The sequence below is a fragment of the Streptomyces sp. NPDC001348 genome (assembly GCF_053597535.1).
Genome location: NZ_JBSFIK010000010.1, coordinates 166,045 through 192,684, shown reverse-complemented (window position 1 = coordinate 192,684; position 26,640 = coordinate 166,045). Strand labels below are relative to the sequence as shown.

26 protein-coding genes and 5 tRNA genes are annotated in these 26,640 nt (G+C 70.4%); 19 read left to right on the top strand and 12 right to left on the bottom strand.

Going from position 1 to position 26,640, the window contains the following annotated elements:
• Positions 1-34: 34 nt before the first annotated feature.
• The 6 genes from ACWC21_RS14005 to ACWC21_RS13980 all read right to left on the bottom strand — a co-directional run bounded on the left by ACWC21_RS14005 (position 35) and on the right by ACWC21_RS13980 (position 9,434).
• Entirely contained in the window at positions 35-448 is a 414-nt protein-coding gene (locus tag ACWC21_RS14005; RefSeq protein ID WP_033321188.1) for a roadblock/LC7 domain-containing protein, read from the bottom strand.
• A 10-nt stretch (positions 449-458) separates the two neighbouring features.
• Positions 459-3,716 (bottom strand): sensor histidine kinase, encoded by a 3,258-nt coding sequence (locus tag ACWC21_RS14000; protein ID WP_450881369.1) that lies wholly within the window; start codon positions 3,714-3,716, stop codon positions 459-461.
• Between the two features lie 378 nt (positions 3,717-4,094).
• On the bottom strand, positions 4,095-4,670 hold the full coding sequence (locus ACWC21_RS13995; RefSeq protein ID WP_360958612.1) for a GTP-binding protein: 576 nt from the start codon (positions 4,668-4,670) through the stop codon (positions 4,095-4,097).
• A complete protein-coding gene (locus ACWC21_RS13990) occupies positions 4,651-5,049 on the bottom strand; it encodes a DUF742 domain-containing protein (RefSeq protein ID WP_019058642.1) in 399 nt (132 codons plus the stop codon). The genes ACWC21_RS13995 and ACWC21_RS13990 overlap by 20 nt, the downstream gene beginning before the upstream one ends.
• 110 nt (positions 5,050-5,159) lie before the next feature.
• Entirely contained in the window at positions 5,160-5,573 is a 414-nt protein-coding gene (locus ACWC21_RS13985; RefSeq protein WP_003973453.1) for a roadblock/LC7 domain-containing protein, read from the bottom strand.
• Between the two features lie 9 nt (positions 5,574-5,582).
• On the bottom strand, positions 5,583-9,434 hold the full coding sequence (locus tag ACWC21_RS13980; RefSeq protein WP_450881366.1) for a nitrate- and nitrite sensing domain-containing protein: 3,852 nt from the start codon (positions 9,432-9,434) through the stop codon (positions 5,583-5,585).
• A gap of 564 nt (positions 9,435-9,998) precedes the next feature.
• Between ACWC21_RS13980 and ACWC21_RS13975 the strand changes: the two genes are divergently transcribed.
• The 9 genes from ACWC21_RS13975 to ACWC21_RS13935 all read left to right on the top strand — a co-directional run bounded on the left by ACWC21_RS13975 (position 9,999) and on the right by ACWC21_RS13935 (position 14,015).
• Positions 9,999-10,187, top strand: coding sequence for a hypothetical protein (locus ACWC21_RS13975; RefSeq protein WP_450881364.1), 189 nt, complete (start codon positions 9,999-10,001; stop codon positions 10,185-10,187).
• Between the two features lie 165 nt (positions 10,188-10,352).
• Positions 10,353-11,138: a fumarylacetoacetate hydrolase family protein gene (locus tag ACWC21_RS13970; protein ID WP_450881362.1), complete on the top strand. Its 786-nt coding sequence runs from the start codon at positions 10,353-10,355 to the stop codon at positions 11,136-11,138.
• Positions 11,131-12,615: a glutamate--tRNA ligase gene (gene gltX / locus ACWC21_RS13965; RefSeq protein WP_450881360.1), complete on the top strand. Its 1,485-nt coding sequence runs from the start codon at positions 11,131-11,133 to the stop codon at positions 12,613-12,615. The genes ACWC21_RS13970 and gltX overlap by 8 nt, the downstream gene beginning before the upstream one ends.
• 101 nt (positions 12,616-12,716) lie before the next feature.
• Positions 12,717-13,448 carry an HAD family hydrolase gene (locus tag ACWC21_RS13960; RefSeq protein WP_450881358.1) on the top strand — a complete coding sequence of 244 codons (732 nt, stop codon included), beginning with the start codon at positions 12,717-12,719 and terminating at the stop codon, positions 13,446-13,448.
• A 90-nt stretch (positions 13,449-13,538) separates the two neighbouring features.
• Positions 13,539-13,610: transfer RNA gene (locus tag ACWC21_RS13955), tRNA-Gln, on the top strand.
• A gap of 21 nt (positions 13,611-13,631) precedes the next feature.
• Positions 13,632-13,704 (top strand) — tRNA-Glu (locus ACWC21_RS13950).
• Between the two features lie 29 nt (positions 13,705-13,733).
• Positions 13,734-13,806 (top strand) — tRNA-Glu (locus ACWC21_RS13945).
• Between the two features lie 21 nt (positions 13,807-13,827).
• Positions 13,828-13,899 (top strand) — tRNA-Gln (locus ACWC21_RS13940).
• Positions 13,900-13,942: 43 nt separating this feature from the next.
• Positions 13,943-14,015 (top strand) — tRNA-Glu (locus tag ACWC21_RS13935).
• 51 nt (positions 14,016-14,066) lie between these two features.
• Here the strand turns inward: ACWC21_RS13935 and ACWC21_RS13930 are convergent.
• Positions 14,067-14,714 carry a MerR family transcriptional regulator gene (locus tag ACWC21_RS13930; RefSeq protein ID WP_450881356.1) on the bottom strand — a complete coding sequence of 216 codons (648 nt, stop codon included), beginning with the start codon at positions 14,712-14,714 and terminating at the stop codon, positions 14,067-14,069.
• Between the two features lie 125 nt (positions 14,715-14,839).
• On the opposite strand from ACWC21_RS13930, the gene ACWC21_RS13925 reads away from it, so the two are divergent.
• Entirely contained in the window at positions 14,840-15,325 is a 486-nt protein-coding gene (locus ACWC21_RS13925; RefSeq protein WP_450881354.1) for a DUF4188 domain-containing protein, read from the top strand.
• Between the two features lie 88 nt (positions 15,326-15,413).
• On the opposite strand, the gene ndgR is transcribed toward ACWC21_RS13925, so the two are convergent.
• Positions 15,414-16,130, bottom strand: a complete 717-nt coding sequence (ndgR, locus tag ACWC21_RS13920; RefSeq protein WP_009320373.1) for an IclR family transcriptional regulator NdgR — start codon at positions 16,128-16,130, stop codon at positions 15,414-15,416.
• A 189-nt stretch (positions 16,131-16,319) separates the two neighbouring features.
• On the opposite strand from ndgR, the gene leuC reads away from it, so the two are divergent.
• From leuC to ACWC21_RS13900, 4 genes are all read left to right on the top strand, one after another.
• Positions 16,320-17,750: a 3-isopropylmalate dehydratase large subunit gene (gene leuC, locus ACWC21_RS13915; protein ID WP_450881352.1), complete on the top strand. Its 1,431-nt coding sequence runs from the start codon at positions 16,320-16,322 to the stop codon at positions 17,748-17,750.
• Between the two features lie 6 nt (positions 17,751-17,756).
• A complete protein-coding gene (leuD, locus tag ACWC21_RS13910) occupies positions 17,757-18,350 on the top strand; it encodes a 3-isopropylmalate dehydratase small subunit (RefSeq protein ID WP_450881350.1) in 594 nt (197 codons plus the stop codon).
• Positions 18,351-18,644: 294 nt separating this feature from the next.
• The gene (locus tag ACWC21_RS13905; RefSeq protein ID WP_361694511.1) at positions 18,645-18,875 is read left to right on the top strand and encodes an SCO5555 family protein; all 231 of its coding nucleotides are present in this window, start codon (positions 18,645-18,647) and stop codon (positions 18,873-18,875) included.
• A 138-nt stretch (positions 18,876-19,013) separates the two neighbouring features.
• Positions 19,014-19,667, top strand: coding sequence for an HU family DNA-binding protein (locus tag ACWC21_RS13900; RefSeq protein ID WP_450881348.1), 654 nt, complete (start codon positions 19,014-19,016; stop codon positions 19,665-19,667).
• Positions 19,668-19,766: 99 nt separating this feature from the next.
• Here the strand turns inward: ACWC21_RS13900 and ACWC21_RS13895 are convergent, their stop codons facing one another.
• Together ACWC21_RS13895 and cofC are read right to left on the bottom strand one after the other, a co-directional pair.
• The gene (locus tag ACWC21_RS13895) at positions 19,767-19,991 is read right to left on the bottom strand and encodes a hypothetical protein (protein ID WP_450881346.1); all 225 of its coding nucleotides are present in this window, start codon (positions 19,989-19,991) and stop codon (positions 19,767-19,769) included.
• A 9-nt stretch (positions 19,992-20,000) separates the two neighbouring features.
• Positions 20,001-20,639: a 2-phospho-L-lactate guanylyltransferase gene (gene cofC / locus ACWC21_RS13890; RefSeq protein WP_450881344.1), complete on the bottom strand. Its 639-nt coding sequence runs from the start codon at positions 20,637-20,639 to the stop codon at positions 20,001-20,003.
• A 165-nt stretch (positions 20,640-20,804) separates the two neighbouring features.
• On the opposite strand from cofC, the gene ACWC21_RS13885 reads away from it, so the two are divergent.
• The 3 genes from ACWC21_RS13885 to ACWC21_RS13875 all read left to right on the top strand — a co-directional run bounded on the left by ACWC21_RS13885 (position 20,805) and on the right by ACWC21_RS13875 (position 23,827).
• On the top strand, positions 20,805-21,569 hold the full coding sequence (locus ACWC21_RS13885; protein WP_450881342.1) for a lysophospholipid acyltransferase family protein: 765 nt from the start codon (positions 20,805-20,807) through the stop codon (positions 21,567-21,569).
• A complete protein-coding gene (locus ACWC21_RS13880) occupies positions 21,566-22,576 on the top strand; it encodes an NAD(P)H-dependent glycerol-3-phosphate dehydrogenase (protein ID WP_450881340.1) in 1,011 nt (336 codons plus the stop codon). Before ACWC21_RS13885 ends, ACWC21_RS13880 begins: the two co-directional genes overlap by 4 nt.
• 93 nt (positions 22,577-22,669) lie before the next feature.
• Positions 22,670-23,827 carry a D-alanine--D-alanine ligase family protein gene (locus tag ACWC21_RS13875; RefSeq protein ID WP_450881338.1) on the top strand — a complete coding sequence of 386 codons (1,158 nt, stop codon included), beginning with the start codon at positions 22,670-22,672 and terminating at the stop codon, positions 23,825-23,827.
• A gap of 34 nt (positions 23,828-23,861) precedes the next feature.
• Here the strand turns inward: ACWC21_RS13875 and ACWC21_RS13870 are convergent, their stop codons facing one another.
• Both ACWC21_RS13870 and ACWC21_RS13865 read right to left on the bottom strand, forming a co-directional pair.
• On the bottom strand, positions 23,862-24,380 hold the full coding sequence (locus tag ACWC21_RS13870; RefSeq protein ID WP_450881336.1) for a DUF3515 domain-containing protein: 519 nt from the start codon (positions 24,378-24,380) through the stop codon (positions 23,862-23,864).
• A 20-nt stretch (positions 24,381-24,400) separates the two neighbouring features.
• Positions 24,401-24,634, bottom strand: coding sequence for an Lrp/AsnC family transcriptional regulator (locus tag ACWC21_RS13865; RefSeq protein ID WP_003997603.1), 234 nt, complete (start codon positions 24,632-24,634; stop codon positions 24,401-24,403).
• A 213-nt stretch (positions 24,635-24,847) separates the two neighbouring features.
• Here ACWC21_RS13865 and ACWC21_RS13860 point away from each other — a divergent pair, with 213 nt between their 5' ends.
• Positions 24,848-25,813 carry a thiamine-phosphate kinase gene (locus ACWC21_RS13860; RefSeq protein ID WP_450881334.1) on the top strand — a complete coding sequence of 322 codons (966 nt, stop codon included), beginning with the start codon at positions 24,848-24,850 and terminating at the stop codon, positions 25,811-25,813.
• Positions 25,810-26,595, top strand: coding sequence for a bifunctional hydroxymethylpyrimidine kinase/phosphomethylpyrimidine kinase (gene thiD / locus ACWC21_RS13855; protein WP_450881332.1), 786 nt, complete (start codon positions 25,810-25,812; stop codon positions 26,593-26,595). The genes ACWC21_RS13860 and thiD overlap by 4 nt, the downstream gene beginning before the upstream one ends.
• Positions 26,596-26,640 lie beyond the last annotated feature (45 nt).

Genomic DNA, 26,640 nt, shown 5'->3' with positions numbered 1-26,640 from the left:
CGGCGCCAGGACGCGAAAACGCACCGTCTGTTGACTAGTTGAGAAGGCTTCCCTGGAGTTCCGCACGCAGATCCGGGGTAAGAACCGTGCCCGCTCGGTCCACCAGAAGCGCCATTTCGTACCCGACGAGGCCGATGTCCGCCTCCGGGTGCGCCAGGACCGCCAGCGAGGAACCGTCGGAAATGGACATGATGAACAGGAATCCCCGCTCCATCTCCACAACCGTCTGGTTGACGCTGCCGCCCTCGAAGATGCGGGAGGCGCCTGCCGTCAGAGACGTCAGACCGGAGGCGACGGCCGCGAGCTGGTCGGCGCGGTCACGGGGGAAGCCTTCGGACATCGCCAGAAGGAGTCCGTCGGCGGAGACCACCACCGTGTGGGACACCCCCGGGGTGTTGTCCACGAAGTTGGTGATCAACCAGTTCAGGTTCTGTGCCGCCTGGCTCATCGGGCTCACACTAACGCTCCTGGTTGTAGGTGCTGTCAGGACCGAAGCCCTGGCCGTTCGTTTCACTGCCTGCGTTGCGCCCTCGCTGGACGCCTCGGCGCAGGTTGCTCAGCCTGCCCCGGACGTCCTCCGGAGCGCGGGAGACCTGTGGGCCTCCCTGGGGGGTGCTCTCGGCGGCGCCCTGGACCAGGTTGGCCTTGGGTACCCGCCGCGGCAGACCGGAGGAGGTGACCCCGCCCGCCTTGGGCTTCCGGAGCTGTGCGGCCTGCTGCCAGCGCGCGTCGTTCGCCGAGCGCCAGTCACCGTTGCCGTTGCCGTTGCTCTCCGCTGCGGGAGCCGGCGTTTCCCGGCTCTCCTGCCGCGTACCGTTCGCGCCGTTCGAGCCGCTCGCGGTGGATCCGCGGCGGGGCAGCCCGGCGTCGGTCAGTGCGTGGCCGACGGAGGGGGTCGGTTCCGGACGGTCGAAGCCTACGCGGTCCCGCTCGTCCACGTCACCGGCCTGCACGGATTCCGCTTCGGGAGCGTACTGGGCGGGGTAGCCGTTCCGGTAACCGTCCTGCTGCGGCCAGTCGTCCTGGTAGGCCTGCTCGTCGTAGGCAGGGTACGACTCGGACGCGGCGGAGTGGACGGCCGCAGGCTCCTCCTGGACCGGCTCCGCATACGCGGGCTCCGGGTAGCCGCCACCCGACGAGAACGCCTCGCCCTGAGGCAGGTGACCGTTCGGCGCGTAGTACTGCTCCCCGTAGGCAGGCTGCTGCGGCTCGTTGTACGCCGTCTGCTGCTGCTCCTGGTACGCCTGCGGGTCGTAGGCCGCCGGCTGCTCCTGGTAGCCGGTACGGCTGCCGTCGTAGCCCTGGGCGTCGAACTCGTCGGCGTACGCGGGTGTCTCCGGGCCGGCATGGCCGCCCTCGATCTCCTGCGGGGAGTGTGTCCGGCCCTCCAGGGCCGCACGGCGCTCCTCGCGCATCAGCGAGCGGCCGACGGGGTCCAGTTCCCGGATGTCGTCGGGGACCTCGGTGTAGCGGCTGTCGTCGAAGCCGAGTTCGGCCGCCGTGCGCATCGGCTGGCCCTGGTTGAAGTTCTCGCCCTGGAACTCCCGCTCCGGGATGATCTGGGAGACCGTGAACTCCTCGCGGTCCAGCGCCTGGTCGCCGCCACCGCCGTGGGTGATCGCGTCCGGGAGCATGACCAGCGAGGTGGTGCCGGCCTGCTCGCCCGAGGGGCGCAGCTGGACCCGGATGCCGTGCCGGTCGGACAGCCGGCCGACCACGAAGAGGCCCATGCGCTGGGAGATCGCGGCGTCCACGGTCGGCGGGTTGGCCAGCTTGTGGTTGATGTCGGCGAAGTCCTCGGCCGTCAGACCGATGCCCTTGTCGTGGATCTCGATCATGATGCGGCCGTCGGGGAGACGGGTCGCGGTCACGCGGACCTTGGTCTGCGGCGAGGAGAACGTGGTGGCGTTCTCCAGGAGCTCGGCGAGCAGGTGCACGAGGTCGGTCACGGCACGGCCGTGGATCTCGGCCTCGGGGACGCCGGACAGCTCGATGCGCTCGTACTGCTCCACCTCGGAGGAGGCGGCGCGCAGCACGTCGACCAGGGGGACCGGCTGGTCCCAGCGGCGGCCCGGCTCCTCACCGGCGAGAACGAGGAGGTTCTCGCCGTTGCGGCGCATACGGGTGGCCAGGTGGTCCAGCTTGAAGAGGTTCTCCAGCTGGTCCGGGTCGGCCTCGTTGTTCTCCAGGTCGGTGATCAGGGTCAGCTGGCCCTCGATCAGCGACTGGTTGCGGCGCGAGAGGTTGGTGAAGATCGCGTTGATGTTGCCCCGCAGCAGGGCCTGCTCGGCGGCGAGCCGGACGGCCTCGCGGTGGACCTGGTCGAACGCCCGGGCGACCTCGCCGATCTCGTCCTGGGTGTTGATCGGAATGGGCGCGACCCGGGTGTCGACCCGGCCGGGGTCGGTGCGGGAGAGCTGGTCGACCAGCATCGGCAGACGCTGCTCGGCGATGCCGAAGGCGGCGTTGCGCAGCTGGCGCATCGAGCGGCTCATCTGGCGGGCCACCATGCCGGCCAGGATGAACGCGGCGAGCAGGGCGACCACGACCGCGGCACCGGTGATGATGGCGGAGGTCTTGGCGTCGGCGGCGATGCCGGAGGCCTCGTTCACCGCCTTGTCGGCCAGGTCCGACTCGATCTTGCGGTAGGCGTCGAACTTCAGGGTGTTGACCGCCCACCAGTTCTGCGCGGTGATGCCCTTCTGGGCGAGCCCGGCGCGGGTGGCGGTGCTGGTGTCCTGGAGGTTCGCCAGGGCCGAGACCATCGTGTTCGGGTTGGACGGCGGCGGTACGTAGTTCGGGTTCTTGGCCTTGGCGGCCTGGGCCATCGCGGCCCCGTCGGCCTGCAGCTTCTGCTGGGCCGCGGTCAGCTTCTGCTCGTCGGCCGCGGTGCCACCGCCGACGTACTCCTCGATGGCGATCCGCTCCAGGTAGGCGTACGAGGAGAGGGAGACGCGCTGGGTGGCGAGGTTGCCTGCGTCCGGGCCGGGGTTGATCAGCAGGTGCATGCCGATCGAGCGCTCCAGCGACAGCGCCGCCTTGGTCAGCGAGATGGCGTAGACGGTACGGCCGTACGAGGTGATGTTGCCGGTGCCCAGACCGAGCTCGTTGGCGAACTCCATCAGGGGGTGGGAGATCTCGACGTAGCCCTCTTCGGTCTGCACGCCGGTCAGCTTGTTCGTGTAGGCGGCGGCGCGCAGCGTCTGCAACTGGGGCTCTGCCAGGCGGAACAGCTTCAGCCGGCGCACCAGGCCGGACTTGTTCGGCATGTTCTGCGCGGCCTGGTCGAAGGCGTCGGCGGCCTTGTCGGTCTTCGCGCGGAACGAGGTGACGGCCGCCTTGTCCTGCGGGGTCTGCCCCTTGCCCTTCAGCAGGTGCGCTGCGGTGCTGTCCCGCTCGTTCTCGAGGGCGTCGGCATAACCGAGGGCGGCGCGGACCAGGCGGGCGGTGTTCTCCGCGTCCTGCGCGTTCTGCCAGGTGTCGATCGAGCCCTTGACCTGGAAGCCGCCCATCACGAGGCCGACGACCACGGGTATGAGCAGGATCGCGTTCAGCCGGGTCGGCACGCGCCAGTTGCGCGGGGAGAAACGGCCGCCGCTCTTGGCGGGGGCGTCCACGGGCTCCGCACCGGGCACAGGGGCGGGCGCCGCAGCGCGCGGCGGCGGGGTGAAGTTGCCCCGCGCCGACGGCTCGGGACCGTTCTTGCTTCGCCTCACTCGACCAACAACCTCTCGGCGGCGGGCACCTACGTCGTGCCGCAGTCTCTCAGAGCCCTGTGTGCCATCGACCACTAGGGAGTACGTCTTTGACTATTGGGCAGTTCAGGCATTCCAGCATGCGGCCCTACGCACTTCCAAACAGCGGAAACCACCAGAGCGCGCACTTGTAAGCCCCAGATAAAACGGTCATAAAGAACGAGCCCCGCCAAAACGCGGGGCGTTCGTGCGCGCAGCGGCACCAGCCGACCGCGACGCGTGGCGATACCACCCGATTCCTCTGCCGAAACGTTATGAACACCGGAGCCGACCGTGTCAAAGGCCACAGTCGGCTCCGGTGTGTTTACGACAACTGCCGTACCGCACTCTCGATTTGATCTACCTCAGGCGGGCCATCAGGGCGTGTTCCACCAGCGTGATCAGCGCACTCTTGGCGTCGGCCCGGTGCCGGGCGTCGGTGGTGATGATCGGGGTGTCCGGCCCGATCTGCAGCGCCTCGCGCACCTCGTCGGGGGTGTAGGGCTGGTTGCCGTCGAAGCCGTTGAGGGCGATGACGAACGGCAGGCCCGAGTTCTCGAAGTAGTCCACCGCCGGGAAGCAGTCGGCCAGCCGCCGGGTGTCCACCAGCACCACCGCGCCGATGGCACCGCGCACCAGGTCGTCCCACATGAACCAGAACCGGTCCTGGCCCGGCGTACCGAAGAGGTACAGGATCAGGTCCTGGTCCAGGGTGATGCGGCCGAAGTCCATGGCGACCGTGGTGGTCGTCTTGTCTCCGGTGTGGGTGAGGTCGTCGATGCCCGCGCTGGCGGACGTCATCACGGCCTCTGTGCGCAGCGGGTTGATCTCCGAGACGGCGCCCACGAACGTGGTCTTGCCGACGCCGAAGCCACCCGCCACCACGATCTTCGCGGAGGTGGTCGCCCGGCCCCCGTCAGAGCTTGCGAAGTCCACTGAGCACCCTTTCGAGCAGCGTCACATCCGGTGCGCCGCCGTTGTTCTCGTCGCCGCCCGGCTGGTGGATGGCCACCAGACCGGCCTCGGCGAGGTCCGCGACGAGGATCCGGGCCACGCCCAGCGGCATGGCGAGCAGCGCCGACACCTCGGCGACCGACTTCACCTCACGGCACAGGTGGCAGATCCGCTGGTGCTCCGGGAGCAGCCCCATGAGCGCTGCCGGGTCGGCCGTGGTGCTGATCAGCGCCTCGATGGCGAGCTGATAGCGCGGCCGGGTCCGGCCGCCGGTCATCGCGTACGGACGTACCAGCGGCTGGTCGCCCTCGTCCCCGTACGGCTCGGCGTACGGATCATGAGAGGCGGTGGGCGGGGTCATGAATCCTCCGGGCGGGACAGCAAGTCGGTCGGGCTAGCCGTCTGACGGGCCGGTGGGGGGATTGTGGCGGCCGGACGGTGATGTGGTGAGGTGGGTGGTACCGGAGCCGATCAGTGAAGCAGACTGCCCTGTAGTTCGGCGCGCAGGTCGGGCGTGAGCACCGCGCCCGCCCGGTCGACCAGCAGGGCCATCTCGTAGCCGACTAGGCCGATGTCGCACTCGGGGTGGGCCAGGACCGCCAGGGAAGACCCGTCCGAGACGGACATCAGGAACAGGAACCCGCGTTCCATCTCCACGACCGTCTGCGCCACGTTCCCGCCCTCGAAGATCCGGGATGCCCCGGCCGTCAGCGAGGTGAGCCCGGACGCGACGGCCGCCAGCTGGTCGGCGCGGTCACGCGGAAAGCCTTCGGACATCGCCAGAAGGAGACCGTCGGCGGACACGACGACGGTGTGGGACACCCCGGGGGTGTTGTCCACGAAGTTGGTGATCAACCAGTTCAGGTTCTGTGCCGCCTGGCTCATCGGACTCAACTAACGCTCCTGCTGGTGAGTGGGGCTCGGGAAGCTGCCGGTCTGACCGTTGCCGGCCTGACGACCCTGCGCGATACCCCGACGGAGATTGGTCAGCCGACCGCGTACGTCGTCAGGCGCACGCGAGACCTGCGGACCGGTTTGGTGCTGCTGCTGCTGAGCCGTGCCCGGGACGAGGTTGGCCCGGGGCACCCGGCGCGGCAGTCCGGAGGTGGTGACGCCGCCCGCGGCCGGTTGCCGGACGCGCTCCGCCTGCCGGACGAGATCGTCGTTCGGCGAGGGGCGCCAGGAGTTGGTGGTGCCACGCTGCGGAGCGGCCGAGGCCGCGGGAGCGGGCGCCTGCGGCTGCTGCGGGGCGGGAGCCGGAGCCGAGCCGTTGCTCTGCTGCGGTTCGCCCTGACCGCCCCGGAACCAGTTGGTCTCCAGGGTGTCGTACAGCGGTGTGCGACCGTCCCCGGGGCCGGTGGCCGGCGGCAGTTCCCAGCCGTCGCTGGGCCGCTGCGCGGCGCCCCGGTTCTCCGGCTCCTGCCGGACCGGACGCTGCTGCGGGGCCGGCGGACGCGGCGCGCCGAAGTCGGCACCCCGGCCGTCCGGCTGCGGCCGCTCGAACTGACCGGTGCCGGAGCCGCCCTGGCGGCCGGGCAGGGAGTGCTGCCCGGTGGACCCGGCGTCGAAGTCCTGGGTGGCGAACTGACCGGTGGAGTTGCTGTCGTAGCCCGGTGCGGCGAACTGACCGGTGGAACCGGCGTCGTACGCCTGCGGGGCGGCGAACTGGCCCGGGCCGGCACCGTTCGGCTGCCCGGCCGGGGCGCCGAAGACGTCGGAGCGGACGAACGGGCCCGACTGCTGGCCACCCGCGGCGGGGCCGGGGAACTGGCCGCTGTTCTGCTGGCCGTCGGGGGCCGGGCGGTCGAACTGGTGCCGGGAGCCGTTCACGCTCACGCCGCTCACGTCCGGACGCGGGAACTCGCCCGTGGCGCCGGGGCCCTGGCGGTCGTCGACGCGCGGGACGACGGGCATCTCCGCGGTCGCACCGGGACCCTGCCGGTCGTCGATGCGCGGCATGCGCGAGGTCTGCGCCGCGTCCTGCTCGTCGTGGCCGCGCGGGGCGTCCAGCGAGGCGCGCGACTGCGGCTGCCGGGAGTTCTCGTCGCCCCATTCGGGCGTGCGCTGCGGGTTGCCGCCGGGCAGTTCGGCGCGCGGTCCGCCGCGCGGCGGCAGCTGGGGCTGGCGGCCCTGGTCGCCGGCGTTGTTGCCGCGCTGCGGGGGCACCGGGCCGCGGCTGCCGAAGGCGTCCTGCTGAGGTCCGCCCGTACCGGCGGCCTGCAGACCCTGGGGGGCACCGGGAGCCTGACCGCCGAAGCCGCCCGCGCCGGGCGCCGTCGGCCGGCCCTGCTGCGGTCCGCGCGGACCGCCGGGCGTACCGGGCGCACCCGGACGGCCGCCCTGGCCCGCGCCGGGCAGCGCGGCCCGCGGTCCCTGGCCCGCGCCGACCTGGCCACGCTGGCCGGGACCGGCGCCGGGGCGTCCGCCACCGGAGGGGGAGCCACCGCCGAGCGCGCCACCGGGCGCACCCGCGCCGAGCGGGCCGCCGTTGCCCCGCCGGGCCGCGGCCGCACCGGCGGCGGCCTGCGCGGCGGCGGGGCCGCCCGAGGACGGGCCGCCGGGCTTGCCGGGAGCGGGCTTCTTGCCGCCCTGGGCGACGTCCACCGGGAGCATGACCAGCGCGGTCGTACCACCGGAGTCGGAGGGGCGCAGCTGGATGCGGATGCCGTGCCGCTGGGACAGCCGGCCGACCACGAAGAGGCCCATGCGGCGGGAGACGGAGACGTCCACGGTGGGCGGCGAGGCGAGCCGCTCGTTGATCGCCGCGAGGTCCTCGGGGGAGAGTCCGATACCGGTGTCGTGGATCTCGATCAGGACGCGGCCGTCGGGCAGCGCGTGACCGGTCACCTTGACCTTGGTCTGCGGCGAGGAGAACGAGGTGGCGTTCTCCAGCAGCTCGGCGAGCAGGTGCACGAGGTCGTTGACGACCCGGCCGGCGACCTCGGTGGTCGGCACGGAGGCCAGCTCGATGCGCTCGTACTGCTCCACCTCGGACGCGGCGGCGCGGAGCACGTCGACCAGCGGGACCGGGCGGGTCCAGCGGCGGCCGGGCTCCTCACCGGCGAGGACGAGGAGGTTTTCGCCGTTACGGCGCATACGGGTCGCGAGGTGGTCCAGCTTGAACAGCGAGGACAGCTGGTCCGGGTCGGCCTCGCGGGACTCCAGTTCGGAGATCAGCGACAGCTGGCGCTGGATCAGACCCTGGGAGCGGCGCGAGAGGTTGGTGAACATCGCGTTGACGTTGCCCCGCAGCAGGGCCTGCTCGGCGGCGAGACGGACCGCCTCGCGGTGCACGTCGTCGAAGGCCGCGGCCACCTGGCCGATCTCGTCCCGGGAGTGCACACCGACCGACTCCACGGAGGTGTCGACATCCTGCGGGTCGGACTCGGACAGCTGCTTGACCAGCTCGGGCAGGCGGTCCTGGGCGACCTTGGTGGCCGTCTCCTGCAGACGGCGCAGCGAGCGGATCATGGAGCGGGCCACGACGAAGGCGCCGACCAGGGAGACGCCGAGCACGAGCAGGATCAGCGCACCGGAGATGATCGCCTCGCGCTCGGAGGCGGAGCGCAGCTCGCGGGCCTTCTGCTCCATGTCCTCGAGCAGCGTGTGCTCGATCTTCTTCATCTGCTCGATCTTGGTCGAGCTCTCGTCCACCCAGTCGCGGTAGGACCGCTTCTGCAGCTCGGCGAGACCGTCGGCGCTGCTGAGGGCGCGGTTGGCGTAGGTGTCCGCGGACTCGATGGTCGCGTTGCCCTCGTCGATGGGCTTGAGCAGTTCCTCGGGGTTCTGGTCCGCGTAGATCTTCCGGAAGATGCTGAGTTCGGAGGTCTCGCTGCTCTGCGCCGACTGCGCGTACAGCCGGTCGTTGTCGGAGAGGTGGCCGGACGTCGTGTTCGTCTCCGGCAGGGCCGCGGCGAGGACCGCGCGCTGCACGGACGCGTACTCCTTGGCGGTGGAGAACGCCGCCAGGGCGCGGGTGCGCGAGATCATCTCCGGGTTGCTGGACGCCTCCGCCATGTCCTGCGAGAGGTCGACCAGCTGGGTGATCAGGCGGTGGTACGACTCCACCGTCTGCGTCGAGTTGTTCTTGGACTGGTACGCGGCCTTGCGGATCTTCGCCAGCTGGTCGAGCTGGCCGGCCAGACCGACGAGGCTGTCGCGGACGCCCTGCAGCTGGCCCTTCTTGCTGGCGGTGTCGATTTCCTCGGAGGCGTCGTTGAAGTTGTCCAGGGCGTGGTCGGTCTTCTCGTAAAGACCCTTGACCGCGTAGTCCCCGTTGGGGGTGGCGCCGTGCGCCAGCGGGCCGGCGGACTGGTCGCGCTCGTCCTGGAGCGCCTGGGCCAGCTCGGTCGCCTGCTTGGTCATGTCCGTCAGCAGCTTCATGTTGTCGAGCTGCTGGATGTCGTCGACGTTCTGGCTGATGCGCAGCGCGCCCAGCGAGGTCGCGGCGACCACGGGGAGCGCGAGCAGCGACACCAGGCGCGTCGAGATGCGCCAGTTGCGCAGTGCCATGCGCGTGCCGGGGCCGGAGGGGCCCTTCACCGGCTTCACCGCGGGAGCGGGGCTCGTGGGTCCCGATGGTGCCGACACGCCGGGGCGCCCGGGGCGCTCACCGCCGTCGCCGGACGGGGCCGGGCCCGGGTTCTGGGCGTGCTGGGGCGCGGAGCTGCCTTTCACGGGGCCAGTCCCGCCATGCGGCTCCGGCTCCGCCGAAGCGCTGCCATCCCTCTTGAAACGTCCCTGCACTAGCGTCGCAACCTCTGGACCAGGCGCCCCTCCGCGAGAACGGAAGGACACGGTGTCGGCGTTGTGGAGAGCGCCCTGAAAACGCCCTCCTTGGGGGGTCTGTGGGTGACCGGCGCTGGCTCCCCCTGTCTCGCCGCCACATCGGCGCTGCGTCGCGCCGCCTGTGCGCCGGCTCGATCCTGCGGCGGTCCGTGGAATTCCAGCACAGTGCCGGATCTCCAACAAGGGCCGGGGCCGAGCTGTGACCTCCGTGACAGCAGGTGAGTGCTGCGTTACGGGACGTGGAGGCAATTCACGGGCAAAGCGGACGTAGTCCGGCGGGTTGCCTGCGTGCGGCCGGTGTCCCAGTCGCCATGATCAGGAGCGGAATGGTGGCTTCAGTGGCCCAATGTCCGTTTCTCCGGTGAAGATTCAAGGTCGGAATTGACCGAGATGTCTCCCCATTCGTGAGCAAACTCACACGTCGATCATGAGTACTTCACGACTCCGCTGGGGAATGGCGTGTTTAGCCTGGCTCTTTACAAATACGGCAACAGTGACAAGACGAACAGGACGACCGCAACCGTGAAGACGACGATGATGTTCCGCACGATAGCCAACCCGCGGCGCACGACCCTGGCGCACCTCGAGGACGCCGGCGACCTGCAGACCCCGGAACAGCCGGAGCACTCCGTCGAACTGCCGACCCAAACCGCCAACCCCAGGCGCACCGTCCTCGTCGAGGTCCCGGTCGGGTCCTCCGTCGCGCAGTAGTACGCGCACCGGCCGCCGGATGCTCAACGCGGCCGGTACGGAAACCGGGCGCCCCGATGCCAGGGGCGCCCTTCGTGATGCGCGAGGTCCCGGGCCTCTTCCGCGTTAGCCTGGATCGTCAGACTCCAGCCGGCTCGGTCAGAAGTTAAGGGGCGCAAGGATCCCGTGCGCATCGCCAGGTTCTCCATCGACGGGAACGTCGCCTTCGGCGCGGTCGAGGGCGACAAGCAGGACGAACTCGTCCTCGACATCATCAAGGGCATCCCGTTCGCGGACTTCACTCTCTCCGGCACGAAGGTGCCGGTCAGCAAGGTCAGGCTGCTGCCGCCCGTACTTCCCAACAAGGTCGTGGCCTTCGGCCGCAACTACGCCGAGCACGCGCGTGAACTCGGCAACGAGGTCCCCGAGACGCCCTTCGCCTTCTTCAAGCCCTCGACCTCGGTGATCGGCCCGGGCGACGAGATCCAGTACCCGCCCTTCTCCCAGGAACTGCACCACGAGGCCGAGCTGGCCGTGGTCATCGGCCGCATGTGCCGCGAGGTGCCGCGCGAGCGCGTCCAGGACGTGATCTTCGGGTACACCTGCGCCAACGACGTCACCGCCCGCGACGTGCAGAAGCGGGAGAAGCAGTGGGCGCGGGCCAAGGGCTTCGACACCTCCTGCCCGCTCGGCCCCTGGGTCGAGACGGACCTGGACCTCGCCACCGCGTCCGACCTGACCGTCCAGCTGACGGTCAACGGCGAACAGCGCCAGCTGGGCCGGACGAGCGAGATGGTCCACTCCATCGAGGACCTGGTCGTCAACATCTCCGAGGCCATGACGCTGCTCCCCGGCGACGTGATCCTCACCGGCACCCCGGCAGGGGTCGGCCCCCTGAACGTCGGCGACGAGGTCGCCGTCACCATCGAAGGCATCGGCACTCTCACTAACAAGGTTGTCAAGCGTGGCTAGCGCACCCGGCTCCCCCGTACGCGTCCGTTTCTGCCCCTCGCCCACCGGTAACCCCCATGTGGGACTGGTCCGCACCGCCCTGTTCAACTGGGCGTTCGCCCGGCACCACCAGGGCACCCTGGTCTTCCGCATCGAGGACACCGACGCGGCCCGAGACTCCGAGGAGTCCTACAACCAGCTCCTCGACTCCATGCGCTGGCTGGGCTTCGACTGGGACGAGGGCCCCGAGATCGGCGGCCCGCACGCGCCGTACCGCCAGTCGCAGCGCATGGACCTCTACAGGGACGTCGCCGCCAGGCTCCTCGAGGCCGGCCACGCCTACCGCTGCTACTGCTCCCAGGAGGAGCTGGACTCCCGCCGCGAGGCCGCCCGCGCCGCCGGCAAGCCCTCCGGGTACGACGGCCACTGCCGCGACCTGAGCGCCGAGCAGGTCGAGGAGTACGAGGCCCAGGGCCGCACCCCGATCGTCCGGTTCCGCATGCCCGACGAGACGATCACCTTCACGGACCTGGTCCGCGGCGAGCTGACCTTCACCCCGGAGAACGTCCCGGACTACGGCATCGTCCGCGCCAACGGCGCCCCGCTGTACACACTGGTCAACCCGGTCGACGACGCCCTGATGGAGATCACCCACGTCCTGCGCGGCGAGGACCTGCTCTCCTCCACCCCGCGCCAGATCGCGCTCTACAAGGCGCTGACCGAGCTGGGGATCGCCAAGGGGATCCCGGCCTTCGGCCACCTGCCGTACGTGATGGGCGAGGGCAACAAGAAGCTCTCCAAGCGCGACCCGCAGTCCTCCCTCAACCTCTACCGGGAGCGCGGCTTCCTCCCCGAGGGCCTGCTCAACTACCTCTCCCTGCTCGGCTGGTCGCTCTCGGCCGACCAGGACATCTTCACGATCGACGAGATGATCGCCGCCTTCGAGATCGCGGACGTGAACCCGAACCCGGCCCGCTTCGACCTGAAGAAGGCCGAGGCGATCAACGCCGACCACATCCGTCTGCTGGATGTGAAGGACTTCACGGAGCGCTGCGCGCCCTGGCTCAAGGCCCCCTTCGCCCCCTGGGCGCCGGAGGACTTCGACGAGGCGAAGTGGCAGGCGGTCGCCCCGCACGCGCAGACCCGGCTGAAGGTCCTGTCGGAGATCACCGAGAACGTCGACTTCCTCTTCCTCGGCGAGCCGGTCCACGACGAGGCGAGCTGGGCCAAGGCGATGAAGGAGGGCGCGGGCGACCTGCTCCGTACGGCCCGCGAGAAGCTGGAGTCCGCCGACTGGACCTCGGCGGAGTCCCTTAAGGAGGCCGTCCTGGCCGCCGGCGAGGCCCACGGCCTCAAGCTGGGCAAGGCCCAGGCCCCCGTCCGCGTGGCCGTGACCGGTCGCACGGTGGGCCTGCCCCTCTTCGAGTCCCTGGAGATCCTGGGCAAGGAGAAGACGCTGGCCAGGATCGACGCGGCACTGACGAAGCTCGCGGCTTAGCCGCACCGCGCACACGAGGGGCGGCACCCGGATCCCGGGTGCCGCCCCTCGGCGTACCGGTCACCGGGCGTCGGCATCCGGTACGGCGGTACCGTCGGCCCATGAGTATCCGTGCCGTGGTCTGGGACGTGGACGACACCCTGTTCGACTACACGACGGCCGACCGGGAGGGAATACGGGCGCACCTGCTGGCCGAGGGGCTGCTCGGGCGGTACGGGTCGGCCGAGGAGGCGCTGCGGCTGTGGCGGGAGATCACCGACGCCCAGTGGGCGCGGTTCTCCGCCGGTGAGGTCGACTTCGTCACACAACGGCGCGACCGCACCCGTGTCTTCCTCGGCAGACGGCTGACCGACGGCGAGGCCGACGACTGGTTCGCGCGGTACCTGGTCCACTACGAGGCGGCCTGGAGCCTGTTCCCGGACGTGCTGCCCGTCCTGGACGCCCTCGCCGCCAGCCACCGGCACGCGGTGCTGTCCAACTCCAGCATCCACGTGCAGGAGCGCAAGCTGCGCACCCTGGGCGTGTGGGACCGCTTCGAGACCGTGTTGTGCGCCGCCGAGCTCGGGGTCTCCAAGCCGGCGGCCGGGGCGTTCCTGGCGGCGTGCGAGGCCCTCGACCTGCCGCCGCACGAGGTGGCGTACGTCGGCGACCACCCGGAGATCGACGGGCGCGGGGCCGCCGAGGCAGGGCTGCGGTCCGTGTGGATCGACCGGGCCGGCGCGTGGACCGGCGACGGCATTACCGCCCGGCACCACCGCATCGCGTCCCTCGCCGAACTGCCCGCGCTGCTCGCTCCGGATAGTCGTTTTGGAGCCCCGTCCACCTTCAGGTAATGTTCTTCCTGCGCCGCCGGGGAGCGGGCCGAAAGGCCGGAACCGGAGGAGCGAACTAGAACAAGATCCCCGCAGGGGCTTGCGTTCCAGTGGCCTATGGTGTAATTGGCAGCACGACTGATTCTGGTTCAGTTAGTCTTGGTTCGAGTCCAGGTAGGCCAGCTCGCGGAGCTCATCCGCATCGCCCCCGTTGTGTAGCGGCCTAGCACGCCGCCCTCTCAAGGCGGTAGCGCCGGTTCGAATCCGGTCGGGGGTACTGGTCCTGACCCTGTCGGGATCGCTAGGGCCCCCGTTGTGTAGCGGCCTAGCACGCCGCCCTCTCAAGGCGGTAGCGCCGGTTCGAATCCGGTCGGGGGTACTGACTGGTCTAAACCATCATTGGTCTATGGTGTAATTGGCAGCACGACTGATTCTGGTTCAGTTAGTCTTGGTTCGAGTCCAGGTAGACCAGCTCGGATCTGCGGCGGTGTAAATCAAACGCTTGCAAGATCCTCGCCCCCGTTGTGTAGCGGCCTAGCACGCCGCCCTCTCAAGGCGGTAGCGCCGGTTCGAATCCGGTCGGGGGTACAGCAGTTGAAGGCCCTCCACTTCGGTGGGGGGCCTTCGGCGTTCTCCCGGTCACTTGCCACCGAACCGCCGGCGTGACTCCTCCGCCTCCGCCAGTCGGCGCAGGCTCAGCAGCACCGGTTCGTACAGCACGGTCAACGCGACCGCGGCCTCCACCTGCTCGTCCGGCGTCCCGTAGCGCTCCACCAGGTCGAGATCGGTGACCGCGATCCGCTCCATCGCGTGGGCGTACGGCTCCAAGTCCTGGATGGAGCACGGGTAGCCGAGCCGGGAGAGCGCGGAGATCGCGGTCACCAGCATCCCGTATGCCGGTGCGGTGGGCGTCTCGCATGTGCGGCCGTGGTTCCAGCCGAGCCGGTCCAGGAGTGCGTCCGCGGTGCGCCGGGCCGCGTCGTACTCCGGGGCGCCCTCGTCCGGCGCCGGTCCGTGGGGGAGGGCCCACACGGCCGTGCCCAGTCGCCCGTTGCGGTCGAGGTCCTCGTCCTGCAGGGCGGCGAGCACCTCCCGGGCCGAGGCCACCGGGATCCGTCCCACCTGGATCAGTGCGCGCACCAGGCGCAGTCGCCGCAGATGCTCCTCGTCGTACTCGGCCTGCGTGGCCGTGATCCGGCGGCCGGGGTGCAGCAGCCCTTCGCGCAGGTAGTACTTGATCGTCGCCGTGGAGACTCCGCTGCGCGTGCTCAGCTCGGCCAGTCGCATCCGCCTCGCACCCCTTCCTCTTGCGCTTTCCTCTTGCACTTCCCATTGGAAAGTGTCACTATCCAATCATGGATAGCACCGCTATCCAATGATCGGGTCAGGACCGTGAGGGAGTGGGGGACGTGATGGGTGCCAAGCCGATCGAAGGACGCATGACCGCGGCGAGCGAGGACGAGGTGGTCGTCTTCCTGATCGGGATGCGGATCAACAGCTTCACCGCGCTGCGCAGTTGGCTGCCGGTGTCCCGGGTCATGGGGCCGATGATCGCGGAGCTGTCCCGCGAGAAGGGCAGCGGGCTGCTCGGATACCAGTTCCTGCTGGGCTTTCCGCGCGTGCTGTACGTGGTGCAGTACTGGGACTCGAAGGAGAAGCTGCTCGCCTACGCGTCGGCGCAGGACAAGCGGCACCGGCCCGCATGGGCCGCCTTCAACCGGCGGCTGCGCGAGGGGAAGGGCAACGTCGGCTTCTGGCACGAGACATACGTCGTGCCGGCCGGGTCGTACGAGTCGATCTACATGAACATGCCCGAGTTCGGCCTGGGCAAGGCCACGGGCGTCGTCCCCGTCGGACGGCGGGGTGACCGGGCGGCCGACCGGCTCCGTGCCTCCTGAGCGGGTCCGCTGATCGGCGACGTGCTGCCGGGAGGGTCCTGCCGCGGCGTTGAGGCCGGACCCTCCCGGGTGACGTACGAGCCGACGGTCAGCCCGAGCGGCGCAGGGCCTCGGAGAGCCGTGCGGCGGCGTCGATGACCGCCTGGGCGTGCATACGGCCCGGGTGACGCGTCAGGCGCTCGATGGGGCCGGAGACGGACACCGCCGCCACCACGCGGTTGGAGGGACCGCGCACCGGCGCGGAGACGGACGCCACGCCCGGTTCGCGCTCGCCGATCGACTGGGCCCAGCCGCGCCGCCGTACGCCCGACAGGGCCGTCGCCGTGAAGCGGGCGCCCTGCAGGCCGCGGTGCAGCCGCTCGGGCTCCTCCCAGGCCATCAGGATCTGCGCCGAGGAGCCGGCCTTCATGGTCAGCGTGGAGCCGACCGGGACCGTGTCCCGCAGGCCGGACAGACGCTCCGCCGCGGCCACGCAGATGCGCATGTCACCCTGACGACGGTAGAGCTGGGCGCTCTCGCCCGTGACATCCCGCAGGTGGGTGAGCACCGGGCCCGCCGTCGCCAGCAGACGGTCCTCGCCCGCCGCCGCGGCCAGCTCGGCCAGGCGCGGGCCGAGGATGAACCGGCCCTGCATGTCGCGCGCCACCATGCGGTGGTGTTCCAGAGCCACGGCCAGCCGGTGGGCCGTGGGTCGTGCCAGTCCGGTGGCCCCGACCAGACCCGCGAGGGTGGCCGGACCGGACTCCAGGGCGCTCAGGACAAGGGCTGCCTTGTCCAGAACGCCGACGCCGCTACTGTTGTCCATGAAACGATACTCGCGTCTCACTCTGTGAAACGCAAGTTCAATTTTCCGTGGACTGCGCCACCCTTGAAGACACAACGGCCCGCGGACCAACGGGCCCGGTGGCGGACGCCCAATATCAGGGGCGCGGGCAGCTGCCTCCTCAAGATCTCTAGTTGGGCCGGCGCACCTTTGCCGGCCGGAGGGAATGCGATGGGTAGGACACTCGCGGAGAAGGTCTGGGACGACCACGTCGTCCGGCGCGCCGAGGGCGAGCCCGACCTCCTCTTCATCGATCTGCACCTGCTGCACGAGGTGACCAGCCCGCAGGCCTTCGACGGCCTCCGGCAGAACGGTCGCACGGTGCGCCGCCTCGACCTCACCATCGCCACCGAGGACCACAACACCCCGACCCTCGACATCGACAAGCCCATCGCGGACCCGGTCTCCCGGACCCAGCTGGAGACGCTGCGCAAGAACTGCGCCGAGTTCGGCGTCCGGCTGCACCCGCTGGGCGACGTCGAGCAGGGCGTCGTGCACGTCGTCGGCCCGCAGCTGGGCCTGACCCAGCCCGGCACGACGGTGGTCTGCGGCGACTCCCACACCTCCACGCACGGCGCCTTCGGCGCGCTGGCGTTCGGTATCGGCACCTCCCAGGTGGAGCACGTGCTGGCCACGCAGACACTGCCGATGGCCCGCCCGAAGACCATGGCGATCACCGTCGAGGGCGAGCTGCCCGAGGGTGTCACCGCCAAGGACCTGATCCTGGCGATCATCGCGAAGATCGGCACCGGAGGCGGCCAGGGCTACGTCCTGGAGTACCGCGGCCCCGCCATCGAGAAGCTCTCGATGGAGGCCCGGATGACCATCTGCAACATGTCGATCGAGGCCGGCGCGCGCGCGGGCATGATCGCCCCGGACGAGACCACGTTCGAGTACCTCAAGGGCCGCCCGCACGCGCCCGAGGGTGCCGACTGGGACGCCGCGGTGGAGTACTGGAAGACCCTGCGCACCGACGACGACGCGGTCTTCGACGCCGAGGTGGTCATCGACGCCGGCGAACTGTCGCCGTTCGTCACCTGGGGCACCAACCCCGGCCAGGGCGCGCCGCTTTCGGCGTCCGTCCCCGACCCGGCTTCGTACGAAGACGCTTCGGAGCGCTTCGCCGCCGAAAAGGCCCTGGAATACATGGGGTTGGAGGCCGGGCAGCCGCTGCGCTCCATCAAGGTGGACACCGTCTTCGTAGGCTCCTGCACCAACGGCCGCATCGAGGACCTGCGGGCCGCCGCCGAGCTGCTCAAGGGCCGCAAAGTCGCCGACGGCGTACGGATGCTGGTCGTCCCCGGTTCCGCGCGCGTGGGCCTGCAGGCCGTCTCCGAGGGTCTGGACGTGGTCTTCAAGGAGGCCGGCGCCGAGTGGCGGCACGCGGGCTGCTCGATGTGCCTGGGCATGAACCCCGACCAGCTGGCCCCGGGCGAGCGCTCCGCGTCCACCTCCAACCGCAACTTCGAGGGCAGGCAGGGCAAGGGCGGCCGTACGCACCTGGTGTCGCCGCAGGTCGCCGCCGCCACCGCGGTCGTGGGCCACCTGGCCTCCCCGGCCGACCTGTCCGACGCCGCAACCCCCGCGCCCGCTGGAGTCTGATCAGTCATGGAAGCATTCACCACGCACACCGGCCGGGCCGTCCCGCTGCGCCGCAGCAACGTCGACACCGACCAGATCATCCCTGCTCACTGGCTCAAGAAGGTGACCCGGGACGGTTTCGAGGACGGGCTGTTCGAGGCCTGGCGCAAGGATCCCGAGTTCGTGCTGAACCGTCCCGAGCGGCAGGGTGCGACCGTCCTGGTGGCCGGCCCCGACTTCGGCACCGGCTCCTCCCGTGAGCACGCCGTCTGGGCGCTGCAGAACTACGGCTTCAAGGCGGTGATCTCCTCCCGCTTCGCCGACATCTTCCGGGGCAACTCGCTGAAGAACGGGCTGCTCACGGTCGTCCTGGACCAGAAGACCGTGGACGCGCTGTGGGAGCTGACCGAGCAGGACCCCACGCTTGAGGTCACTGTGGACCTTGAGGCGCGTGAGGTCCGCGCGGCGGACGTCACCGCCTCCTTCGAGCTGGACGAGAACTCCCGCTGGCGACTGCTGAACGGGCTGGACGACATCTCCATCACGCTGCGGAACGAGGCCGACATCGCGGCGTACGAGGCCGAGCGCCCGTCGTACAAGCCGCGGACGCTGCAGGTCTGAGCCGGCCGGTTGGTCTGATCCAACGGGTCTGATCCACAGCCGCAAGGGTCGAGTTTCAGCCACCGCAACACCCCGGCCGTACCCCCGATCGCCACGATCGGGGGTACGGCCTTTTCTGCACCCGAACGGCCCTGTGCCGTCCGTACCCCGGACTCAACACCCCACGTTAAGAGGGTGATTGCCGGGGTAAGCGTGTTGTGGGACCACAGCGTGCGGGTGGCCCAGGAAGGCTGTCAGGGGCGGTAGTTGCACCCTGGGCGGGCGACAACTCGCCCCAGATGGCACAATCTGTGCATGGAACACGACGGCCAACTCCAGCTCTATACGGCGGTCGCGAACCAACTGAAGGAAGCGCACTCGAGGGTGCGCGCACTGCAAGTCCCGGAGGGCGTACGGATGGCGCTGACCCGGAAGCTGCTGGTCATTACGGCCGCGGCCAAGCACGATCTCGCCGACGCGGCAAGACGGCTCGATCGGTTCACCGCGGACCTCGACGCGGGACGCATCCCGGAAGAGGACCGCTGAACAAGATCCGAGCCCGCCGAGTCCGTTGCGGCACAAGGGTGATTAGCCCGTTTCGTGTTTGATTTGCGGTATATATCTGCCTAACGTGCGAAAAAGCTTGAACACTTTCGTTCTGGCGATGTCTCCGAAGGGGAAGACGTGAACAAGGCGCAGCTCGTAGAAGCGATTGCCGACAAGATGGGTGGCCGCCAGCAGGCCGCCGATGCTGTCGACGCGGTCCTGGACGCCATCGTCCGCGCGGTTGTCGGCGGAGACCGGGTCTCGGTCACCGGCTTCGGGTCCTTCGAGAAGGTGGACCGCCCCGCCCGCTACGCCCGCAACCCCCAGACGGGCGAGCGGGTTCGGGTCAAGAAGACCTCTGTGCCGCGCTTCCGTGCCGGTCAGGGCTTCAAGGACCTGGTGAGCGGCTCGAAGAAGCTCCCGCGCGGCGGTGAGGTGGCCGTCAAGAAGGCGCCGAAGGGCAGCCTGACCGGCGGCGCCGCGGCGACGGTCAAGAAGGCCGCCGCGAAGAAGACCACCGCCAAGAAGGCCGCGCCGACGGCGAAGAAGACCACGGCGCGGAAGACGACGGCGGCCGCGAAGAAGACCACGGCCGGCGCCAAGAAGACCACGGCGAAGAAGACGACCGCCAAGACCACGGCGGCCGCCAAGAAGACGACGGGCACGAAGGCCGCCGCCAAGAAGACCACGGCCAAGAGCGCTCCGGCGAAGAAGGTCACGGCCAAGAAGGCCCCGGCCAAGAAGTCGTCCGCGCGCAAGACCACCCCCGCCAAGAAGGCCACCGCCCGCTGAGGCGCAAGGGCACAGGGCACTCACATGCCGGGCCGGACTCCCCTGGGGAGCCCGGCCCGCGGCGTGTTTCCCCGGCGCCGAGGCGCCTTCACCGGGCGCTCAGAACGTCTGCAGCGTCACGAGTGTGATCCGCAGACCCGCTCCGGCGCCCTCCGGTGACTTCGCCACCGGTTCCGTCTCGATCCGCACCCGCTGTCCCGGCCGCAGCAGCCGCAGCCCGCCCGCGTCGAACGCCGGCGCGTCGAAGGCCACCGGGGTGCCGTCGTCGAGCAGCACCTGCCCGCTTCGGGTATCGGGGTCGTACGTGTACGCGGTCGCCTGCATAGAGGCAGCCTACTGCCCCGGAATCAGCAGCCGCGCGGCCGCCGTCGCCGTGCGCGGCCCCACCCCGAGGGCCAGGGCCGCCCGCAGGTCCTCGCCGGTGTCCACGTCCTGGCGGACCGATTCCACCGCGTCGAGCAGGAGTTCCGCGGCGCCGGACGCGCGGTGCCGGGCCCGGGAATCGAGGCCGAAAGCCGGATGCAATTCCTGGCCGGTGGCCGCGGCCAGCAGGGTGGTGCCGGCCTCGGCCGCATCGGGGAGAAAAGCCCGGGGGAATTCCGCGGCGGCCGACAGGACCCGGGACAATTCATGCGGACGCAGGGCCGGCAGATCGGCGTTCAGGGCGGCCAGCGGGGTTTCCGGACGCGACGCCCGTACGGCTCCGGCGCCATGGGCCAGGGCGGCGTTCAGTCCGCTTTCCGGTTCGTCCGGGACGATCCGGGCGCCCAGCGCCGCCAGCTCACGGCCGGCCAGGGCGTCATTGGTGACGACCGCCACATCCGCCACCGCCGGGCAGGCCAGGGCGGCCGCCACCGTGTCCTGGGCGAACGCCAGGGCCAGTCCCGGGCGCAGCCCGTCGGCGGCGGTGTCCGCCAGCCTGCTCTTGGCCCGCTCCAGGGGCTTGAGGGGTATGACCAAGGTCCACTGCACCGACGTACCGTCCCTTACTCGTTGCCCTCATTGTCACCCGGGGCTTGACGGCAGCAGGGGAAACGGGGCGTACGGTGTTCTCGACAGACCGGCGGCCTGGGGCGACACTTGTGCGGCTCCCCGGCGCTGATGGCAGCCCCCGAGGCCCTAGAGGAAGGTGTCCGCGTGCCCCGCCGCAGAATCGGCTTCTGGTACCGCTTCGCCGCGGTGATCTGCAAACCGCCCCTGGTGGTGCTGATCAAGCGGGACTGGCGTGGAATGGAGCACATTCCGGCCGAGGGCGGATTTATCACCGCGGTGAACCACAATTCCCATGTGGACCCCTTCGCCTACGCGCACTATCAGTACAACACCGGACGGGTTCCGCGATTCCTGGCCAAGAGCGGCCTTTTCAAGAAGGGATTCGTCGGTGCCGCGATGCGCGGCACCGGGCAGATCCCCGTCTACCGCGAGTCCACCGACGCGCTGAGCGCCTTCCGGGCGGCGATCGACGCGGTGGAACGCGGCGAGTGCGTCGCCTTCTACCCCGAGGGCACCCTGACCCGCGATCCGGACGGCTGGCCCATGACCGGCAAGACCGGCGCCGCACGCGTGGCGCTGCAGACCAAGTGCCCGGTCATCCCGGTCGCCCAGTGGGGATGCAACGAACTGCTGCCGCCGTACGCCAAGAAACCCCACCTCCTCCCGCGCAAGACCCACCACGTGCTGGCCGGTCCGCCGGTGGACCTCTCCCGCTTCTACGGCCGGGAGATGACCGCGGAACTCCTGAAGGAGGCCACCGACGTCATCATGGCGGCCATCACCCGCCAGCTGGAGGAGATCCGCGGCGAGAAGGCCCCCGAGACCCGCTACGACCCGCGCCGGGAGCGGATCGAGCAGCGGCGCAGGACCCGGGCGCAGAGCGGCCACGAAGAGGAGAGCGCCAAGTGAGCGAGTCGGTCAAGGCGGCGGTCTTCAGTGCCGGTTCGTGGGGCACCGCCTTCGGGATGGTGCTCGCCGACGCCGGCTGCGAAGTCACCATCTGGGCCCGTCGGCCCGAGGTCGCGGACGCGATCAACCACACCCGGACCAACCCCGACTACCTGGCCGGCGTGGAGCTTCCGGAGAACCTGCGGGCCACCACCGACGCGGCCGAGGCCCTGGCCGGCGCGGACTTCACGGTGCTGTCGGTGCCCTCCCAGACCCTGCGCGAGAACCTCGCCGAGTGGACCCCGCTGCTCGCCCCCGGCACCGTCCTCGTCTCCCTGATGAAGGGCGTCGAACTCGGCTCTGCGATGCGGATGAGCGAGGTCATCGAGGACGTCGCCAAGGTGGACCGGGAACGGATCGCCGTGGTCACCGGGCCGAACCTGGCCCGTGAGATCGCCGCCCGCATGCCCGCCGCGGCCGTCGTCGCCTGCACCGACGAGGCCGTCGCCCAGCGGCTCCAGACCGCCTGCCACACGCCGTACTTCCGTCCGTACACCAACACCGACGTGGTGGGCTGTGAACTCGGCGGCGCGGTCAAGAACGTCATCGGTCTGGCGGTGGGCATCGCCGACGGGATGGGGCTGGGGGACAACGCGAAGGGCTCGCTCATCACGCGCGGGCTCGCCGAGACCACCCGGCTCGGCATGGCCCTGGGAGCCGACCCGCTGACCTTCTCCGGTCTCGCCGGCCTGGGCGACCTGGTGGCCACCTGCTCCTCGCCGCTGTCCCGCAACCACACCTTCGGCACCAACCTCGGCAAGGGCATGACCCTGCAGGAGACCATCGCGGTGACCAAGCAGACCGCGGAGGGCGTCAAGTCCTGCGAGTCCGTGCTGGATCTGGCCCGCCGGCACGGCGTCGACATGCCCCTCACGGAGACGGTCGTCGGCATCGTGCACGAGGGCAAGCCGCCGGTGGTCGCCCTGAAGGAGCTGATGTCGCGCAGCGCGAAGCCCGAACGACGCTGAGCCACCCCGCGGGCCGCGCCGCCGGGCCACCCGCGTCCTCACGGCCCGCCGACGCTGTCTCCGGGCCCTACCACCGGGTACTCTCAACGCGATATGAGCACCGAGAACCTCCCCCAGAGCGCTGAGCAGCCGTCCCGCAAGCCCCGTGTGGCCGTCGTGTTCGGCGGCCGCAGCTCCGAACACGGGATCTCCGTGGTCACCGCCGGCGCCGTCCTCAAGGCCATCGACCGGACGAAGTACGACGTCCTGCCGATCGGTATCACCCGGGACGGCCGTTGGGCGCTCACCGCGGACGAGCCCGAGCGCATGGCCATCTCCGAGCGGCGCACGCCCAGCGTCGAGGAGCTCGCGGAGTCCGGCGAGGGCGGCGTGGTACTCCCCGTCGACCCCGCCAGCCGGGAGGTCGTGTACAGCGAGCCGGGCTCGGTGCCCAAGGCGCTCGGCGAGGTCGACGTGGTCTTCCCGGTGCTGCACGGCCCGTACGGCGAGGACGGCACCCTCCAGGGCCTCCTGGAGCTCTCCGGCGTCCCGTACGTGGGTGCGGGCGTGCTCGCCTCGGCGGTCGGCCAGGACAAGGAGTACATGAAGCGGGTGTTCACCTCCTTCGGGCTCAAGGTCGGCCCGTACGTGGTGATCCGGCCCCGTGAGTGGCAGCAGGACGAGCCGGCCGCCCGCAGGAAGATCGTCGACTTCGCGGGGGAGCACGGCTGGCCGCTGTTCGTGAAGCCCGCGCGCGCGGGTTCGTCCATCGGCATCACCAAGGTCGACGACCTCTCCGAGCTGGACGAGGCCATCGCCGAGGCCCAGCGGCACGACCCGAAGATCCTGGTGGAGGCGGCCCTGCGGGGCCGCGAGATCGAGTGCGGGGTGCTGGAGTTCGAGGACGGGCCGCGTGCCTCCGTGCCCGCCGAGATCCCGCCGCCGGACGCGCACGCGTACTACGACTTCGAGGCGAAGTACATCGACTCCACACCCGGCCTCGTACCCGCCCCGCTCACCGAGGAGGAGACCGCCGAGGTGCGCCGCCTCGCGGTGGAGGCCTTCGAGGCGGCCTCCTGCGAAGGCCTGGTCCGCGCGGACTTCTTCCTCACCGAGGACGGCGAGTTCGTGATCAACGAGATCAACACGATGCCCGGCTTCACGCCCATCTCGATGTACCCGCAGATGTGGCAGGCGACCGGCATCGGCTACCCCGAACTGGTGGACCGCCTGATCCAGGCGGCACTGCGCAGGCCGACCGGGCTGCGCTAGCGACGCCCGCGCCGGGAGTTCCCCGCCGCGGCCGTCACGTCATGGAGGCGATCCCCTCGGGGATCGCCTTCTTCACGGCCGCCGCGATACCGGTGAGGACCGCCGCGCTCTGGTCCTGCCCCGCCGACTTCTTCGGCAGGACCAGCTCGACGTAGGCCTCGCGGTTGGCCGTGGTGAGCCGGTAGGTGCCGTCGCCCTCGATCTCCATGAGCCAGTCGACCCCGTTCACCCCGCCGGTCAACGCGTGCGGGTCGTCGCCCTTCGCCACATCGGGGTCGGTCATCTTGGGCGGCCGTGTGACACCGCAGCGCAGTATGATCGCCGGGCTTCCCCAGCCCGCCGTGTAGGCGGACCGGGGCTCGGGGTCGTTGCGGCTCCGTCCGTCCAGCTTCTTCGGCAGTACCCGGTGCAGGCTCCGGCACAGCTCGGCCGTCTTCGCGTCGGGGCTGGGAACCGCCACCGTGGCACTGCCGTCGCTTGGGGAACAGCCCGCGACGGCGATCAGCAGGGCGAGTGCGGGCAGGCCGACGAGCCGGTGACGGAAGATGTTCACCGGCCAAGGGTAGACGGGGACTAGAGATGCACGACCGGGCAGGTCAGGGTGCGGGTGATGCCGTCCACTTGCTGGACCTTCGCCACCACCATGCGGCCGAGGTCGTCCACGGTGTCCGCCTGGGCGCGCACGATGACGTCGTACGGTCCCGTCACGTCCTCGGCCTGGATGACTCCGGGGATCTTGCTGATCGTCTCGGCGACGGTCGACGCCTTGCCGACCTCCGTCTGGATCAGGATGTACGCCTGTACCACGGAACCTCCAGGGCGGCCACGAGGATCATGTGGGGAAAAGGAACGCCACGGTATCGCGTAGTCGGTCGTCGCGGGGAGACCCGCGCAGCCGAGCCTCCCGCGCGCCGGGGTACGGGCACGCCGGGAGCCGGGGGGCACCTCGGCCGTGACGGGGGCCAGGATGAAGTGTGAGCGGGTAGGCAGAGGCACAGGCACAGAAAGGGCTGAAGGGCAATGAAGGGCACTGTGGGTGAGCTGGGTGAGTTCGGGCTCATCCGGGAGCTCACCTCCCGTCTCACCACGACCCCGGCGGTCCGGGTCGGCCCCGGTGACGACGCCGCCGTGGTCGCCGCGCCCGACCGCAGGGTGGTGGCGAGCACCGACATCCTGCTGGAGGGGCGGCACTTCCGCCGAGACTGGTCCACGGCGTACGACGTGGGGCGCAAGGCGGCCGCGCAGAACCTCGCGGACATCGCCGCCATGGGCGCCGTTCCGACCGCGCTGCTCCTCGGCCTGGTCGTCCCCGCGGAACTCCCGGTCACCTGGCCGAGCGAGCTGATGGACGGGCTGCGCGACGAGTGCCAGGTCGCGGGCGCGTGTGTGGTCGGCGGTGACGTGGTGCGCGGCGACACCATCATGGTCTCGATCACGGCGCTCGGCGACATGCGCAACCAGGAGCCGGTGACCCGGGCCGGCGCCCAGCCCGGCGACCTCGTCGCGGTGACCGGCTGGCTGGGCTGGTCCGCGGCCGGGTACGCGGTGCTCTCCCGCGGCTTGCGCTCGCCACGGGCCTTCGTGGAGGCGCACCGGCGTCCGGAGCCGCCGTACCACGCCGGTCCGGCCGCCGCGGGGCTGGGCGCCACCGCCATGTGCGACGTGAGCGACGGTCTGATCGCCGACCTCGGGCACATCGCGGAGGCCAGCAAGGTCCGTATCGACATCCGCTCCGGCGCCATCGACATCCCCACCCAGATGAACGACATCGGGCAGGCCGTCGGCGTCGACCCGTTGCAGTGGGTGCTGACCGGGGGAGAGGACCACGCGATCGTGGCGACGTTCCCTCCGGACGTGAAGCTGCCGGCCCGCTGGAAGGTGATCGGTGAGGTGCTGAACCCCTCGGCGCTGCCCCAGGTCACGGTCGACGGGGCGCCGTGGACCAGGAAGGGCGGCTGGGACCACTTCGGGGACATCGAGTCGTGATCCCCCGGGTTCTGACGGTCGCGGGCTCCGACTCCGGCGGGGGCGCGGGCATCCAGGCGGACCTGAAGACGATGCTGGCGCTGGGTGTGCACGGCATGAGCGTGATCACCGCGGTCACCGCGCAGAACTCGCTCGGCGTGCAGGGGGCCTGGGAGCTGCCGGCGGCGGCCGTGCGGGCCCAGTACCGCAGCGTCGTCGACGACATCGGCGTACAGGCCGTGAAGACCGGGATGCTGGCCTCGGCCGAAGTGGTCGAGGCGGTCGCCGAGTTGATCGACGGGACGGACGCGCCCGCGGTGGTGGACCCGGTGGGCGTCTCCAAGCACGGGGACCCGCTGCTGGCGGCCTCCGCGCTGGACTCCGTACGCACCAGGCTGCTGCCGGTGGCGACGGTGGCGACCCCGAACCTGGACGAGGTGGCGCAACTCACCGGGGTACGGGTGGAGTCGGAGGGCGACCTGCGACGGGCCGCGGCGGCCGTGCTGGCGTACGGGCCGCGCTGGGCGCTGATCAAGGGCGGGCACCTGTCCGGGGACGCCGTCGACCTGCTCACGGACGGTTCCGAGGAGCACTGGCTGCGGGCGCCCCGGCACGACAACCGGCACACGCACGGGACGGGCTGCACACTGGCCGCGGCGGTCGCGGCGGAACTGGCGAAGGGGCTGGCCGTGCCGGAGGCGGTCGCGGCGGCGAAGAGGTACGTCACCGGGGCGATCGCCGCCGGGTTCGCACTGGGCGCGGGGATCGGACCGGTGGATCACGGGTGGAGGTTCAGGGACTGACTCGGGCACGGCAAAAAGCCGGCCCACCGAGGTGGACCGGCTTTC

Coding starts and splice junctions, on each gene's coding strand:
- ACWC21_RS13985 (WP_003973453.1), bottom strand. CDS start 5,573: ATGAGCCAGGCGGCACAGAACCTGAACTGGTTGATCACCAACTTCGTG.
- ACWC21_RS13930 (WP_450881356.1), bottom strand. CDS start 14,714: ATGCGACTGGCCGAGCTGAGCACGCGCAGCGGAGTCTCCACGGCGACG.
- ACWC21_RS13925 (WP_450881354.1), top strand. CDS start 14,840: ATGGGTGCCAAGCCGATCGAAGGACGCATGACCGCGGCGAGCGAGGAC.
- ACWC21_RS13990 (WP_019058642.1), bottom strand. CDS start 5,049: ATGACCCCGCCCACCGCCTCTCATGATCCGTACGCCGAGCCGTACGGG.
- ACWC21_RS13960 (WP_450881358.1), top strand. CDS start 12,717: ATGAGTATCCGTGCCGTGGTCTGGGACGTGGACGACACCCTGTTCGAC.
- leuC (WP_450881352.1), top strand. CDS start 16,320: ATGGGTAGGACACTCGCGGAGAAGGTCTGGGACGACCACGTCGTCCGG.
- ndgR (WP_009320373.1), bottom strand. CDS start 16,130: ATGGACAACAGTAGCGGCGTCGGCGTTCTGGACAAGGCAGCCCTTGTC.
- ACWC21_RS13905 (WP_361694511.1), top strand. CDS start 18,645: ATGGAACACGACGGCCAACTCCAGCTCTATACGGCGGTCGCGAACCAA.
- leuD (WP_450881350.1), top strand. CDS start 17,757: ATGGAAGCATTCACCACGCACACCGGCCGGGCCGTCCCGCTGCGCCGC.
- ACWC21_RS14005 (WP_033321188.1), bottom strand. CDS start 448: ATGAGCCAGGCGGCACAGAACCTGAACTGGTTGATCACCAACTTCGTG.
- ACWC21_RS13860 (WP_450881334.1), top strand. CDS start 24,848: ATGAAGGGCACTGTGGGTGAGCTGGGTGAGTTCGGGCTCATCCGGGAG.
- ACWC21_RS13875 (WP_450881338.1), top strand. CDS start 22,670: ATGAGCACCGAGAACCTCCCCCAGAGCGCTGAGCAGCCGTCCCGCAAG.
- ACWC21_RS13895 (WP_450881346.1), bottom strand. CDS start 19,991: ATGCAGGCGACCGCGTACACGTACGACCCCGATACCCGAAGCGGGCAG.